The following is a 277-nucleotide window of genomic DNA, read 5'->3' on the forward strand; positions in this document are numbered from 1 at the left end:
CGTGCACTTCGGTCTCGAATCCTTCTCACCCGACCAACTCCGTGACGCTCTGGAGACCGCACACCGGCTCGGCCGCCCCGTCGTGTTCACCGTGCACGACCTGGAGAACCCGCAGCTCATCGACCAGAGACCGTATCGGGAACTGCTCGATGTGATCGTCCCGTCAGCCGATCAGCTCGTCACGCTCACGTCGACAGCGGCGGACGAGATCGAACGGCGATGGCAGCGGCGCAGCACCGTGCTGGCCCACCCGACGCTCGTCGACGGTGCGGCCTCG

General features: G+C 66.8%; 1 protein-coding gene. It reads left to right on the top strand.

Features of this window, described 5'->3' with window-relative positions; genetic code table 11:
* Positions 1-277 (top strand): hypothetical protein (locus SB773_RS31420; protein ID WP_410594216.1); only part of this gene is annotated, 277 nt, incomplete at both ends.

The sequence above is a fragment of the Bacillus sp. SIMBA_074 genome, from assembly GCF_046534555.1.
In the GTDB taxonomy this organism is placed as follows: domain Bacteria; phylum Bacillota; class Bacilli; order Bacillales; family Bacillaceae_G; genus Bacillus_A; species Bacillus_A mycoides.